The sequence below is a fragment of the Glaciihabitans sp. dw_435 genome, from assembly GCF_018449675.1.
Classification (GTDB): domain Bacteria; phylum Actinomycetota; class Actinomycetes; order Actinomycetales; family Microbacteriaceae; genus Glaciihabitans.
In genome coordinates this window covers 170,116-183,981 of sequence record NZ_JAAVUZ010000002.1, presented here as the reverse complement: position 1 = coordinate 183,981, position 13,866 = coordinate 170,116, and the positions used below count along the sequence as shown (strand labels likewise).

The 13,866-nt window shown below is 64.8% G+C and carries 10 protein-coding genes; 7 read left to right on the top strand and 3 right to left on the bottom strand.

Features of this window, described 5'->3' with window-relative positions:
• The first annotated feature begins 27 nt into the window (after positions 1-27).
• A complete protein-coding gene (locus tag HB677_RS03740) occupies positions 28-1,284 on the top strand; it encodes a hypothetical protein (RefSeq protein ID WP_213814329.1) in 1,257 nt (418 codons plus the stop codon).
• On the opposite strand, the gene HB677_RS03735 is transcribed toward HB677_RS03740, so the two are convergent.
• On the bottom strand, positions 1,281-2,459 hold the full coding sequence (locus HB677_RS03735; RefSeq protein WP_213814328.1) for an acyl-CoA dehydrogenase family protein: 1,179 nt from the start codon (positions 2,457-2,459) through the stop codon (positions 1,281-1,283). The genes HB677_RS03740 and HB677_RS03735 overlap by 4 nt on opposite strands.
• Positions 2,460-2,569: 110 nt before the next feature.
• Between HB677_RS03735 and manA the strand changes: the two genes are divergently transcribed.
• Positions 2,570-3,700, top strand: coding sequence for a mannose-6-phosphate isomerase, class I (gene manA, locus HB677_RS03730; RefSeq protein WP_213814327.1), 1,131 nt, complete (start codon positions 2,570-2,572; stop codon positions 3,698-3,700).
• Positions 3,701-5,995: 2,295 nt separating this feature from the next.
• Here the strand turns inward: manA and HB677_RS03725 are convergent.
• Positions 5,996-6,949, bottom strand: a complete 954-nt coding sequence (locus HB677_RS03725) for a helix-turn-helix domain-containing protein (protein ID WP_307852481.1) — start codon at positions 6,947-6,949, stop codon at positions 5,996-5,998.
• Between the two features lie 83 nt (positions 6,950-7,032).
• Between HB677_RS03725 and HB677_RS03720 the strand changes: the two genes are divergently transcribed.
• From HB677_RS03720 to HB677_RS03700, 5 genes are all read left to right on the top strand, one after another.
• Positions 7,033-7,257, top strand: a complete 225-nt coding sequence (locus HB677_RS03720; RefSeq protein ID WP_213814325.1) for a hypothetical protein — start codon at positions 7,033-7,035, stop codon at positions 7,255-7,257.
• A 23-nt stretch (positions 7,258-7,280) separates the two neighbouring features.
• Complete coding sequence (gene galE, locus HB677_RS03715) at positions 7,281-8,249, top strand: UDP-glucose 4-epimerase GalE (protein ID WP_213814324.1); 969 nt, start codon at positions 7,281-7,283, stop codon at positions 8,247-8,249.
• Between the two features lie 339 nt (positions 8,250-8,588).
• Entirely contained in the window at positions 8,589-8,903 is a 315-nt protein-coding gene (locus HB677_RS03710) for a WhiB family transcriptional regulator (RefSeq protein ID WP_213814323.1), read from the top strand.
• A gap of 10 nt (positions 8,904-8,913) precedes the next feature.
• Positions 8,914-11,739, top strand: coding sequence for a glycosyltransferase family 2 protein (locus tag HB677_RS03705; protein WP_213814322.1), 2,826 nt, complete (start codon positions 8,914-8,916; stop codon positions 11,737-11,739).
• On the top strand, positions 11,732-13,402 hold the full coding sequence (locus tag HB677_RS03700) for a DUF5719 family protein (protein WP_213814321.1): 1,671 nt from the start codon (positions 11,732-11,734) through the stop codon (positions 13,400-13,402). Before HB677_RS03705 ends, HB677_RS03700 begins: the two co-directional genes overlap by 8 nt.
• Here HB677_RS03700 and HB677_RS03695 read toward each other — a convergent pair.
• Entirely contained in the window at positions 13,399-13,842 is a 444-nt protein-coding gene (locus HB677_RS03695; protein WP_213814320.1) for a metallopeptidase family protein, read from the bottom strand. The two genes, HB677_RS03700 and HB677_RS03695, sit on opposite strands and share 4 nt — an antisense overlap.
• Between the last annotated feature and the right edge of the window lie 24 nt (positions 13,843-13,866).

Below are 13,866 nucleotides of genomic sequence, written 5' to 3'. Positions count from 1 at the left end.
ACAGCATCACGGATGAAGGAATCTCGTATGAACCGTTTCGCCTCACTGTTCCACGCGCGTGCGGCGGATGACGTGGTTGCCACTGACGCTGGGAGACTCTCGCGTTTACGCGTCGATCATGCCTGGCAGCAATGGCTGCTCCTCGCGGTTGGTTTCGCGACAGCCCTCGTGATGAGAAAAGTCCTCATCCCTGACTTCACTGGCGACTTCACGTACTACATGCTTCCGTGGTTTGAATTTCTGAAGTCGCACGGTTTCGCAGGCCTGGGCCAGGAATTTGCCAACTACAACCCGCCGTACCTCTACCTGTTGTACATCGGCACGCTTACCGGGTTCGATGCCTTGCACACGGTGAAAATCATTTCTGGATTCTTCGATGTCGTTCTCGCCGTCGGCGTGGCAGCAATCATTCATCACTTTCGCCGCAGCTGGATCGTTGCCGGTCTCATTGGCGTGCTGGTCCTGTTTGTCCCAGAGGTGTTCCTTAACTCGGGCATGTGGGGCCAGGTGGACTCCATCTATACGTCGTTCCTTGTGTGGACCGCATACTTCCTCGTCACCCGCCGAGAAGGTCTGGCTTGGATATTCTTTGCCCTGGCTTTCGCCTTCAAACTGCAGGCTTTGTTCTTTTTACCGTGGCTGCTTGTCGCCTTCATCGTGTATCGACAGCGCTGGATGGCAGTCGTCCTCGGTGTGGCCGCATTCCTCCTCGCCTATGTCCCATCGCTAATCGCGGGACGGTCGATCCAATCGCTGGCCAGCGTATATTTCAAGCAAGTGGAGTCGAACCACGAGCTGACAATGTTTTCGCCGAACCTGTACCAATGGGTTCCCAATCAGTTCTTTGACACCGTCCAGCCCGCTGGAATCTGCCTCGCCCTCGGAACCGTAGCGCTGCTCTCCCTGTTGTTCCTGCGCCGTTCAGCAATCGTGGCTCGATCGACACTGTGGCTGCTTCAGGTGGGGGCAGCGTACGCCGCCGTGGTGCCGTTCGTGCTTCCTCAAATGCACGATCGCTACTTCTACACCGCAGGCGTCCTGGCGGTCGTGTGTGCATTCCTTGATCGCAGATATATCGTGCCCGCTGTGATTCTTCAATTCACCGCGGTGATGGCATACACCTGGGTGCTGTTCCAAACGCAACCTGCCTTGGCTCTGCCGATTGCCGCCATTCTCCAGTTGGGTGCTGTCGGCTGGATCGTCTGGCTGGCGCTCACCGGGCCGCGAGCGACAGGGCAAACGTTTTTTCCGGCCGAACGTGGCATTGGTCGCCGCGCCGCTTAGACGAAGGCAGCCTTGCCGGTGATGGCACGCCCGACGATGAGGGTGTTCATCTCGCGGGTTCCCTCGTAGCTGTAGATGGCCTCGGCGTCGGCAAAGTGACGGATGACGTCGTTGTCGAGCACGATGCCGTTGCCTCCAAACAACTCCCGGCACCACGCGACGGTCTCGCGCATCCGGCTGGTGGTGAATGCCTTCGCCAGGGACGCGTGCTCGTCGCGCTGGGTGCCCTCGTCGAGCATCTGTGACACGCGCGTCACTACCCCGATCGACGAGGTGATGTTGCCGAGGCTCTTGACGAGGAGGTCCTGCACAAGCTGGTGGCTGCCGATCGACTTGCCAAACTGAATGCGCTCACCGGCGTAGGTGACCGCGGCGTCATAAGCACCGATGGAGTTTCCGACAGCTGCCCACGCGACTTCGGCCCGTGTCAGCCGGAGCACAGCAGCGGTCTCGCGGAACGAGTTCACGTTCTGCAGCCGGTTGGCCTCGGGCACCACGACGTTCTCCAACACGATGTCGGCGTTCTGCACGATGCGCAGTGCCTGCTTGTTCTCGATCTTGGTCGCGGTGAACCCGGGCGTGGTCGTCGGGACGATGAACCCCTTGACCTGGCCGTCTTCGGCGCTCTTCGCCCAGATGATGGCGATGTCGGCGATCGTTCCGTTGCCAATCCACCGCTTGGCGCCGTTGAGCACCCAGTTGTCGCCGTCGCGCGTTGCGACAGTGCGCAAACCCTGCGCCGAGTCGGAGCCCGACAGCGGCTCGGTGAGTCCAAAGCAGCCAAGCAGCTCGCCGGACGCCAGCTTCGGCAGCCACTCCTCGCGCTGCTGCTTGGAACCTCCGACACCAATCGACCCCATCACGAGGCCGTTCTGCATACCCACGAGGGTGGCGACACTGGCGTCGACGCGAGCCAGTTCAAGGGCGACCCACCCGCGGAAAACGGCGGAGTTCTCGAACGCGCGGGTCTCCTCCCACGGCATGCCATACAGGCCGAGGTCGGCGAGTCCCTTGACGATCTGACGAGGGAATTCCGCGCGCGCCCAATGATCGTTCACGATGGGACGGACTTCGGCTTCGAGGTACTCGCGCAGTCGGACGATGACGTCCTTCTCGCGGTCGGACAGGGAATTTTCGAAACCGTAGAAGTCGGCGGCGAGGGGCTCGAATGACATATAAACGCTCCATTGCAGTTGTCGTAAAAGCATGGCCAGCCTATGTAGTCGGTCGGGCGCGTCCTAAGCGATTGGTACTTTGGTCTAACCGACGCAGAAGGACAGGCTCGATGTTTGTAGGCATCACCAACACACCCCGCGACTACGCGTGGGGATCGACCACGGCGATTGCCGGGCTGCTGGGCTACCCGCCCACGGGGCATCCCGAAGCCGAACTCTGGTTGGGCACGCACCCCGGTTCGCCCAGCGTCGTGCTGGAGCCCGACAAGCTTGGCGGTGCCACGACCCTCGATAAAGCCACCACTCTGCCGTTCCTGCTGAAGATCCTTGCCGCCGCATCACCGTTGTCCTTACAGGCCCACCCGACTCTCGCCCAAGCAATTGAGGGTTTTGCGCGCGAGAATGCGGAAGGCATCCCGCTAGACGCTCCATTCCGGAACTACAAGGACGCGTTGCACAAGCCAGAGCTGATTTATGCGTTGAGCGACGAATATCACGCTCTGTGCGGGTTCCGAGAGGTCAGTGCGACGCGCCAGCTACTCGAGGCTCTGGGAGACGATTCGCTTGTGAGCGACCTGCTGTCGCGATTGGCGGACAACTCATCTCTGCCTGCCGTCTTTGACTGGCTTATTTCCCGGGGGTCCGGTGTCGATGCGCTCGTGGCGCGTATCGTCCAACTCTCGGCGGGCCGGCTAGAGCTGGAATTCCAAACGGTTGCAGACCTTTCCGCCGCGTACCCGGGCGACCCCGGAATCGTCATCTCCCTCCTTCTCAATCGCGTGGTGCTGGCGCCGGGGGAGGTGCTGTATCTGCCGGCCGGAAATATTCACGCGTATCTCGCGGGCCTCGGCATTGAGTTAATGGCGGCATCAGACAACGTGCTGCGAGGTGGGCTCACCCCCAAGTACATCGACATTCCCGAGTTGCTTCATGTACTCGACTTCACTCCGGTAGCGGTTCCGTACCTTGTGCCCGAGCGTCCCGCGCAGGGTGTTGAAATCTTCCGACCGGACGTCCCGGACTTCGTTCTGACGGTCGTCGACATCGGGCACGAGGAAATCGTTATCGACGTTACGGGGGAGTGCATCTTGCTGAGCCTCTCGTCTGGGGCCACGGTCGCCGGATCGGATAGCACCGCGACGATGGCAATGGGAACGAGCATGTATGTCAGGGACGAATCCCGACTGACGTTCTCGGGGTCCGGAACTGTCTTCATGGCTACCGCCGGTAACCGCAACTGAGGTCGCCCGTGGAGCCAGTAGTCTGGTCCAGCCCGAGCCAGGGTTCATTGAGACGTACCTAGACGGAAGGCGGTCGTGAAGATCCGCGAGCAATCACTCAGGACCCGCACGGCAACGCTCCTGTCCTCCGATGGCGCGCGCAGTCGCATGCGTGAGATTGCGATCGTTGCGGGCCTGCTCGTGCTGCTGGAGTCTCTGGTGTTCGGCTCGTACTTCACCGGGGCAGTGATTCCCCAATTCGACTTCATCGGCGGGTACAACGAAGAAGCATTTGCCTGGTGGCGGGATGGTGGGTTCTTTAACCCACCGCAGTGGATGTCGTACATGTGGGGTGGTTACCCGGCCGTGTCCAACCTCCAGAACAGCTCGTACTACCTTCCCGTTGGTCTCATGACCCTCTTCGGACCTTTCACGCTCCACGCATCGGCCATCTTGTCTGCACTTCATGTGGGGTTCGGTGCGGTAGGGGTGTACGTGTTCGCCCGCCGATGGAATGTGGGAATCGGTCCGGCGCTCGTGGGCCTTGCTGGCTGGTTCTTCGTCACGGGCTTCTATTCGAATGCCACGTATCTTGACATCACGCGAGGGTATGCGTGGATTCCCTGGGTGATGCTCCTAACAAGCGTGAAGTGGCCCTGGCGCAGTCTGTGGGCGCCAGCCATCGGCGCCCTCATCGCATGGCAAGCGATTCTTGCGATCTATCCGGGCATGCTCGTCGCGCTGGCCTACACGCTCCCCGTCTGGGTCATTGCAAATCAGATCGCGTTCCGACCGAGGATCACGCGGTACCTATTGCCCTTGGCCATCGTCGGTGTCGCGGCAATCTTGATGAGTCTGCTGCGGTTCCTGCCGGCGTTGCTCGCGCGAGGCCATTACCCGGCCGTTGCTCCTGACACATCCGCATTCACCATCGGCATCATTGGCACACTGTTGTTTCCCTACGACAATCCTGTGTTGCCGTCATATTCGACCATGCGGTCTTTTTTCATACCCGCCGTGTCCGTCGCCCTGCTTGCCTTCCTCCCGTGGAAGGACCGCTTGGTCAGGTCACTCATCGCGGTGTCACTTGTGGCCGTGCTCATCGGCTTGCCATTCTGGCCATGGCACGAATTCATTGGCGCCCACCTCCCAGGGCTCGACGCAAGTCGATTCCGGATGTCCGACTTCAAATTTGTTATCTTGTTCGGCTTCGTTGCCGCAGGCGTTGTTGCCCTGCAGTCGTTGCTGACTCTCCACTCGGAGCGGTCCGTCGCGTCCTCGCTCACGCAGGCGGACGGCGTAGACGAGGGTCGGGCGTCTAAGCGGCGGGAGTGGACAATTGGCCTGCTCGTCGCCTCGATGTTGGTGGGCTTCGCCCTGATCGGCTCGCGTTACGCCTTCGACCCCCGCTCAACTATTCCGCAGTGGGTGTTGCTGGCCGCCGCAGCCGCGCTGCTGTTCCTCGTGCTGCGGGGAACAGCTGTGCGCCAGCAAGTAGTTGTTGCGGGGCTGGTCGCAATCATCGTCGTGTCAGGGACCTTGTCTGCGTTCTCGGTTCCGGCGGACTGGAGAGCCGATCGTCAAGCCGTTGAGACGTCTTATCTGGGACAGAGCGTTGATTCGCTCATCGAGGAGCGGGCGGACAACCCCAGTGTCGAGAAGCAACGACCCGCCCGTGATCCGGCGCCGGCAAATATCACCGGTGTGGACGCGATAGCCAGCAAATATGGTGACGCCTTCTACACGGGGGATCCCAGTGTGTTCGGTTACGTGAACCTTCGCGGAACTGAGACGTACGAACTTGTCAAGCAACAGCTGTTCGCGCCAGAGGCTGTCGGTGTAGACACGCGGGCCTTCTGGACGGCTCCAGGAGTGGTGATCCAGACGCTGCCCGACGCGATCCCGTCGGCGGCCGCTACTGCCGTGTGTGCGACGCAGGGGGAGTGTGGGGAGTCCCTTAACGTTTCCCCGGTGTCGTATGACACCGAAGGTCACTTCGTATACAAACTCGATGCCGCAACTGACGTACCAGTCGCCCTCAACGAGGCCGACTACGAAGGGTGGAACGCGACTCTGTGCTCAACCGCCGGGTCCGATTGTTCTGCAGTGCCCACAGCTCGAGGAACTTCCGGGCAGATCACCCTGATGGTGCCGGCCGGACAATGGAACCTGACTCTTGATTACTCCCTCCCGGCGGAGGCGTTGTCATGGAGATTGTTCGGTGGCGGGGTCTTTATAGTGGCCCTGCTTACTGCCGGTATGGCCCTGGGTCGCCGGAGGCGGGACGCTCAGACGCGCGCGGGTCAGCGCAGATATCTAACCTGCCAAGAGCGAGCCGAAGGCGCGGCGGTAGGCGGTTGGAGTTGTCTGCAGCACCTTCACGAAGTGGTGACGCATCACCGCGGCCGTGCCGAATCCTGTTTCCTGGGCGACGGCCTCCAGGTCGCGGTCCGTCTTTTCGAGGATCTGCTGCGCACGGATGATCCGCTGCCGGTTGAGCCACGCCGCGGGGGTGGTACCGGTGTCCGCGCGGAAACGGCGGGCGAACGTGCGGGATGACATGAGTGCCTTGCGCGCGAGCTGGTCGACGGTGAGGTCCTGGCTCAGGTTGTCGAGCATCCACTGTGTCACCGACGCGAAGGAGTCGCTCTTGTAGGCGGGGATGGGGGTGTCGATGTACTGCGACTGGCCGCCGTCCCGCTGGGGTGGCACGACCATGCGGCGGGCGATGACGTTGGCGACGGACGCACCGAGTTCCTTGCGCACGAGGTGGAGGGCCGCGTCGATGCCGGAGGCGGTGCCGGCGCTGGTGATGACACGGCGGTCCTCCACGAACAGCACATCGGGATCGACAGTGGTGCCGGGGTACTCGGCGGCAAGCCGGTCGGCGTGCATCCAGTGGGTGGCGGCCCTGCGCCCCTCGAGAATGCCGGCCTGCGCGAGCACGAAAGCGCCGCTGCAGACACTGAGCACCCAGGCGCCGCGGGCCTCGGCATCGCGGATGACCTGCAGGAAGCGCTCGTCGACACCCGAGATGTTGTGCGCGGGAACCGCGATGAGGTCGGCATCGGCGGCGACCTCGAGGCCGTACGGAATCGTGATGTCGTAGCCGAGGCTGGTCGGCACGGGGCCGGGTTCGGCCGTGGCGATGGTGAAGTCAAAGGCTGCGCCACCCATGTCTGTGCGATCGATGCCGAAGACCTCGCAGATCACGCCGAACTCGAAGGGCGCGACCCCGGGAATGGCTAGCAGGACAACCTTTTTCAGCACGTGGACCTCCGTGGCAGGAAAGAAACGATTGATGGCAATGCTGCCACTGTCGGCAGGAATTGCCAAGTCATAGATTTTCTGCCATGACAACATTCCTCGTATTCATGGCCCTTCTGGGCGTCTGGGCAATCGTCTCCACGATCGTGGTGATCGGGCGAGACGGACACCGGCGCATCCCCACGGACCCCCGGCTCGTGGCATCCGCCCCCGCATCTTCCACCGACAATGATCGAGAAAAACTCGCGCGATCCGGTGCGCACAACCGCGGCGCTGCGCCGAAGCACACCATCCGCATAAGCCATCCCTAGATTCGGGCACTAGCGTTAGCTCCATGACGTGGTTGGTAACGGGTGGTGCGGGGTATATCGGAGCTCATGTAGTGCGGGCATTGACCTATGCCGGGCTGACGCCCGTCGTGGTGGATGACCTCTCGAGCGGGTTCGCGGCCTTCGTGGCGGAGGGCGTACCGTTCGTGCAGGGCTCGATCCTCGACAAGGACCTTCTCGTGGCGACGATGACCGAGCACAACGTGACGGGCGTCATCCACGTGGCTGGTTACAAGTACGCGGGAGTCTCCGTCACGCGGCCACTGCACACGTACGAGCAGAACGTCACGGGTACCGCGGTTCTGCTCGAAGCGATGCAGCTCTGCGGAGTCGACCGCATCGTGTTCTCGTCGAGTGCCGCCGTCTACGGAACTCCTCCCGGCGAGCTCGTCACCGAAGACACCCCCAAGAACCCCCAGTCGCCCTACGGCGAATCCAAGCTCATCGGCGAGTGGCTGCTGCGCGACCAGGCGATCGCCACCGGCTTGCGGCACACGAGTCTGCGCTACTTCAACGTGGTCGGCAGCGGAGACCCCAGCGTGTATGACACGAGCCCGCACAACCTCTTCCCGTTGGTGTTTGAAGCGCTGGTCGCCGGACGCACGCCCCGCATCAATGGAGATGACTACGAGACGCCGGACGGCACGAACGTGCGCGACTACATCCACGTAGCGGATCTCGCCGTCTCCCACGTCGAGGCAGCGCGCAAGCTTGACGCCCACGAAGACCTTGAGCCTGCCTACAACCTCGGTAGCGGAGAGGGAGTTTCGGTCGGCGAGATCATGGCGGCGATAGCGGATGTCACGGGCATCGCTTTCATCCCCGAGATTGCACCCCGCCGCCCCGGCGACCCCGCCCGCATCGTGGCGGAGGGAGAGCTCGCCGCGCGCGATCTCGACTGGCGCATGCGGCACACGCTCCGTGAGATGGTCGATTCCGCGTGGACAGCCAGAACGGCCGCGCTCTCCGCCTGACCCTGCCACGTTGCATCCGCCTCGCACGCCGTCTACCGTTTAACGGTGCGACGCGCCCGGTCGTACTCCGAGGGCGGAAACTCTCAGGACGCGTGATCGTCCCTGGCGAGCCGGCGCGACACGCCGAGGCATTCTGCCGGGGGAGGCGACGCAACCCCCAGAACACGGGGATTGCGGCCCGGAAGAACAGGGAAACTCAATTTTGTCTTCGAGCTAACCCTCGGATGTCGGTTGAAGGTTTTATGATTCGCGACTTGACTCTTGCGAACTACACCGGTGTAATTATCACTAACGCGCAAGCGTGACCGATAAGAAGCAACACTGAGGGGAGACATCGTCATGGTCAATAACGAATACCGCCCCTCCGTTCCCGACAACTGGTTTGTCGATCCGGTACGCCTCGGCGTTCCGGGAGTTCGTCAGGACGAAGAGGAAAACCCTCTCGCCTGGCAGTCGGATTCACTCTGTGCGCAGACCGATCCCGAGGCCTTCTTCCCCGAAAAGGGTGGGTCGACACGCGATGCCAAGAAAATTTGTGGTTCGTGTGAAGTTCGCAACCAATGCCTCGAATACGCGCTCGAAAACGACGAGCGATTCGGTATTTGGGGCGGACTGTCGGAGCGGGAGCGTCGCAAACTTCGTAAGCGCGCCTAGTCTCTTCTAGATGCAGCCGAGAGTTACCGCGATCCTGGTCGCCCGCGATGGGGCCGAGTTTCTGGATCGAACACTGGCCGCCGTCGCGTCTCAACTGAGATTGCCCGATGCGGTCGTCTATGTCGACGCCGGTTCATCGGATGCGACATCCGCTCTTCTGGCAGCGGCGGGTCCCACCCAGCTCGTCAGCACCACCCGTCGCAGTTTCGGCGGCGGCGTAACCGACGGCCTGCACGCCGCGAGCCCCGCCGAGTCGGAGGACGACTGGCTGTGGCTCCTCTCGCACGACAGCGCACCTCACCCCCGCGCCCTCTCCAATCTGCTGAGCGCCGTCGAGATCGCACCGTCGGTCGCGATCGCCGGCCCCAAGCTCATGCGCTGGGACCGCCCCGACACGATCGCCGAGTACGGCGAAACGATGACCCGCTTCGGTGCATCGATCGCCCTCGTCGAGAATGAACTCGACCAGGCACAACACGACCTGCAGAGCGACTTCCTCGCCGTGGGAAGTGCCGGCATGCTCGTGCGCCGCTCGGTGTGGCAGGCGCTCGGCGGATTCGACCCCGCCCTGCCGTCGGTAGACGCGGCCCTCGATTTCTCCGTGCGGGTGCGCCTGGCCGGCCACCGCGTGATCGGCGTTCCCACGGCCCGCGTTGCCACTGTCGGTGGCCCCGAGCTGTTCGACCGCCGCACCATCTCCTATGGCACCCGCGCACGCCTCGGCCGCGCCGCCCAGCTGCATCGCCGGCTCGTGTACTCCCGCGCCATCATGTTGCCGCTGCACTGGCTGTCGCTCGTGCCGCTGGCGATCGTGCGCGCCATCATTCACCTCATCCGCAAGGAGCCCGGCGCCGTCGGCGGGGAGTTCTCGACCGCGCTGCGAGCGGCGTTCAGTCGCGGAGTAGGCCCCGCCCGTCGCAATCTGCGGCGCAACCGAAAGCTCGGCTGGAAGGCGATCCGCCCCCTGCGGATGTCCACGGCAGAGGCCCGCGAACACCACGCGCAACAGCGCGAGACCGCGGCAGCGGCCGCCTCTCCGGCCGTGCCGCGCACCCGGGTCGGTTTCCTCTCCGGCGGTGGTGCCTGGACCGTGCTGCTGACGGCCATCATCGGCATCATCTCGTTCGGCCCCCTGCTGGGCGCATCCGCCGTCTCGGGTGGAGCGCTCGCCCCGCTGTCCGCGACCATCGGAACCCTCTGGTCGAGCGTCGGCTACGGCTGGCATCAGATCAACGTCGGATTTACCGGCCCGTCCGACCCCTTCACCGCGGTGCTCGCCGTCCTCGGATCCTTCACCTTCTGGTCTCCGTCACTCAGCATCGTCGTGCTGTACCTCGCCGCGCTGCCGCTTGCCGCGCTCGGGGCGTGGTGGTGCGCCGTGCGCTTCACCGAGCGCGCCTGGCCCGCGGCGGTCGCCGCAATCCTGTGGTCCCTCGCGCCGCCCTTCCTCAGCTCCCTCAACGGCGGACACCTCGGTGCCGTCATCGCGCACCTCCTGCTGCCGTGGCTCGTCATCGCCGTGCTGGCGGCGGCCCGTAACTGGTCGGCTTCGGCCGGAGCCGCACTGCTGTTTGCGGCGGTCGTGGCATCCGCCCCCAGCCTCATTCCTGCACTGCTCGTCGCACTCATCGCCTGGATGGTCACCCACCCGCGCCGCATCCACCGCCTGATCATGGTCGTGATTCCGGCCGCGGTGCTGTTCGCGCCCGTCGTCGTCGCGCAGGCGATGCGTGGCCACTGGCTCGCCATCCTCACCGACCCCGGCATCGCGGTCGTGCAGGACGCCCCCTCCGGCTGGCACCTTGTACTCGGCTCCCCGGCCGCAAGCTTCACCGGCTGGGAGAGCGTCGGCAGCATGCTCGGGATCGCGGATGCCACGGCGCCGGTCGTTGCCGCCGTGCTGTTCCTTCCCCTCGCCGTCGTCGCCCTCGCCGCGCTGTTCCTGCCGGGCTCCCGCCGCGCCGTTCCCGCGCTGGTGCTCGCGCTGCTGGGATTCCTCACGGCGGTCTTCTCCTCCCACCTGCAGCTGTCGCTGGTCGGATCGCAGGCCGCCGGTATCTGGCCGGCCGCGGGCCTCAGCCTCTACTGGCTCGGCCTCGTGGGAGCCGTGGTGATCGCGCTGGACGTCTTCAAGCGCGGAGTCATCGTTCCCGCGCTCGTTGTAGGCATCGCCTCGACCCTCGTCGTCATCCCGTTGCTCGCCGCACCCCTCGCGGGAACCTCCGCGATTCAGGCGAGCAGCCAGGCCCAGCTGCCGGCATTTGTCACGGCCGAGGCATCCACCAAACCCGGCCTCGGCACCCTCGAGCTCACCGCGCAGCCCGACGGCGGTCTCGCCGCCACCCTGCATCGCGGCACCGGTACGACTCTGGATGAGTACTCGACTCTCGTCACGACCTCCACCACCCTCACCGCAGCGCAAAAGGAACTCGCGACCCTCGCGGGCAACATCGCGTCGCGCAGCGGCCTCGATATCGCCGCGGAGCTCGATAAGCAGCACATTGGATTTGTGTTGTTGGCGGATGCCCCGGCGGGAGCAGCCCGCGAGACCCGCCAGCGCGCGGCCGATGCCCTCGACGGCAACGCGATTCTCGCTCCCATCGGCGACACCTCACAGGGCCTTCTGTGGCACTACGACAACCTGGCGCCCGGCACGGCGCCCACGGGGGACTCGACCCTTGGCACCCCGCTGGGGATCCTCATCCTTGGCGTGACAGCCCTCGTGTTCTTTGTAACGCTGCTTTTGGCGGTGCCGACCTCCCGTGGACGCCGCCGCTCGACCGTGGCCGAAACCACGGACGAGGGCCCGAGCTTTGACGAGGACGACAGTGTCTGATCCCACGAATGACAAGAACGTGCCCGACGAGGCCGTGACGAACGACGCCCCCGGCACGGACGTCGCCCGCGTGGACGCGATTCCGATCGAGGTCACGCCCGTTGAGCACGAGCGCGAGCCCGTGCCGACGACCACCGGCAGCGTCTACGCCGACTTCCCCGAGCAGAACGAGAACCTGACCGCCGAGCCCGAGGCTGCGGCCCCCAAGCGTCAGCCCACCCTGCGGGGAGCGGCCGTCGTCGGTGCCCGCGTCGCCGTCGGTATCGTCGGCGCCGTAGTCGCAGTCGTGGTTGTCGCCGGTGCGGGATTGATCTCGCTTCCCGATATCACCGCCAAGGCCGCGGGCGTCGTCGTCACCCCCGTCGCCACCGCGCAGCAGCTCGTCTGTCCGGGTGGCCTGCTGCGCCTCTCGAACGATTCCGGCCAGGGAGCGACCACCGCGTCCGCCCTCGGGGCGCCTGCCCTGAGCTTCGGTGCCTCCGCCGGCACTGTCAACATCGCCGCCTTCAGCGGGTCGGATGCCGCGACCGGCGGCACCCCCAGCGCACCGCAACTCATCAGCACCCCTCCCGTCACCGACGGCTCCACGGCACCCGTGCTCATCGGCGCCGCCCAGCAGCAGACCGTGGCGACGGGGGAGTTCGTGGGGCTCGCCTCCGCGAGCTGCACCGCGTCCTCCGGCGACATCTGGCTGTCCGGGGGATCCACGGCGACCGGCCGCACCACCCTCCTGACCATCAGCAACCCCAGCGAGGTCACCGCCACGGTGAACCTCGAGATCCTCACCGAGAAGGGTCCGGTCACCGCCCCCGGCATGACCGGCATCCTCATCGCCCCGCAGGGCCAGCGTGTTCTCTCCCTTGCCGGCTTCGCCCCCGGTGCTGAATCGCCCGTTGTGCACATCACCAGCCGCGGAGGCAAGGTCGTCGCGAACCTCCAGCAGTCCATCGTGCGCGGCCTCGAGGCCGGAGGCGTGGACATCGTCGGCCAGACGCAGGGTGCCAGCCTCACCAACGTCATCCCCGGCGTTGTCGTCGCCGGAGCCGGAACGATCGGCCAGCGGTCCGGGCGCGAGGGGTACGAAGACCTCGAGACGGTATTGCGCCTCTACGTTCCCGGCACCGTAGCCGCTAAGGCGGAGGTCACCGTGGTGCCCGAGAGCGGCACCACCACCGGCACGTCCTTCGAACTTGACGTCGAGGCCGGCAAGGTCACGGACTTCCCGATCGACGAGCTCGCCGACGGTGACTACTCCATCAGCGTCACCACCACCGTGCCCGCCGTCGCGTCCGCCCGGGTCTCGAACGCCGGATCGGTCGCCCACGGCAGCAAGACCGACTTCGCCTGGCTGGCGGCTGCTCCGCTCCTCACCTCCGACGCGATGGTCACGACGGTGGCGGCGCTCGTGGATGACCTCCACTTCACGAACCCGACGTCCGCCGATCAGACCGTGGTGATCAACACCCCGAGCGGCAAGACGCGCCCGGTGCCGGTGCCCGCCGGGGCATCCGTCACCATTGCTGTTCCCGCCAACGCCAGCTATCGCATCAACGGCTACACGGGCATCTACGCGTCCGTGACGGCACGCAACGATGGGGGAGCGTCCGGATACACGATTTCGGCGCCGGGACGCGAGTCCACCCCGATCCGCGTTTACCCCTAGTAGTTACGGAAGCGGTCGGGAGCTAAGTCCCACGGGTCCTTGCCCAGCAGCTCGGCAACGGCGCGGAACACGCAGCTCTCGATCATCATGCGCTTGTGCAGGTCGTCGTAGCGGTGCAGCCGTGACAGGCGTTCGATGGGGAGCCGGAAGAGGATGACCCGGTGCTCGGCAGACATCACCTGCCACCGGTCGAGTCCCGTGGTTCCGGTGATGGCGGCGGGCAGTACGGCGACCTCGAAGGACACCCGCGCCAGCTCGTCCGGCCACATGTCCCGCAGGTACTCGGCCGTCGACGCGACGGTCATGTCGAACAGATCGGCGCGCGACCGCAGCAGCGGAAGGTGCGGACCCGTGACGGCGGCGCGGATGCCACGACCGTGGCGATCCCGGGACGCGAGACGCGACGGGGCGGCTGCCGCGCGGCGGCGGGATGAAGGCATACCCCATTCTACGGCGGCGTGCCC

Excerpts from the sequence above, each read along its gene's own strand:
- galE (WP_213814324.1), top strand. The coding sequence starts at position 7,281 with ATGACGTGGTTGGTAACGGGTGGTGCGGGGTATATCGGAGCTCATGTA.
- HB677_RS03695 (WP_213814320.1), bottom strand. The coding sequence starts at position 13,842 with ATGCCTTCATCCCGCCGCCGCGCGGCAGCCGCCCCGTCGCGTCTCGCG.
- manA (WP_213814327.1), top strand. The coding sequence starts at position 2,570 with ATGTTTGTAGGCATCACCAACACACCCCGCGACTACGCGTGGGGATCG.
- HB677_RS03710 (WP_213814323.1), top strand. The coding sequence starts at position 8,589 with ATGGTCAATAACGAATACCGCCCCTCCGTTCCCGACAACTGGTTTGTC.
- HB677_RS03720 (WP_213814325.1), top strand. The coding sequence starts at position 7,033 with ATGACAACATTCCTCGTATTCATGGCCCTTCTGGGCGTCTGGGCAATC.
- HB677_RS03735 (WP_213814328.1), bottom strand. The coding sequence starts at position 2,459 with ATGTCATTCGAGCCCCTCGCCGCCGACTTCTACGGTTTCGAAAATTCC.
- HB677_RS03705 (WP_213814322.1), top strand. The coding sequence starts at position 8,914 with ATGCAGCCGAGAGTTACCGCGATCCTGGTCGCCCGCGATGGGGCCGAG.
- HB677_RS03740 (WP_213814329.1), top strand. The coding sequence starts at position 28 with ATGAACCGTTTCGCCTCACTGTTCCACGCGCGTGCGGCGGATGACGTG.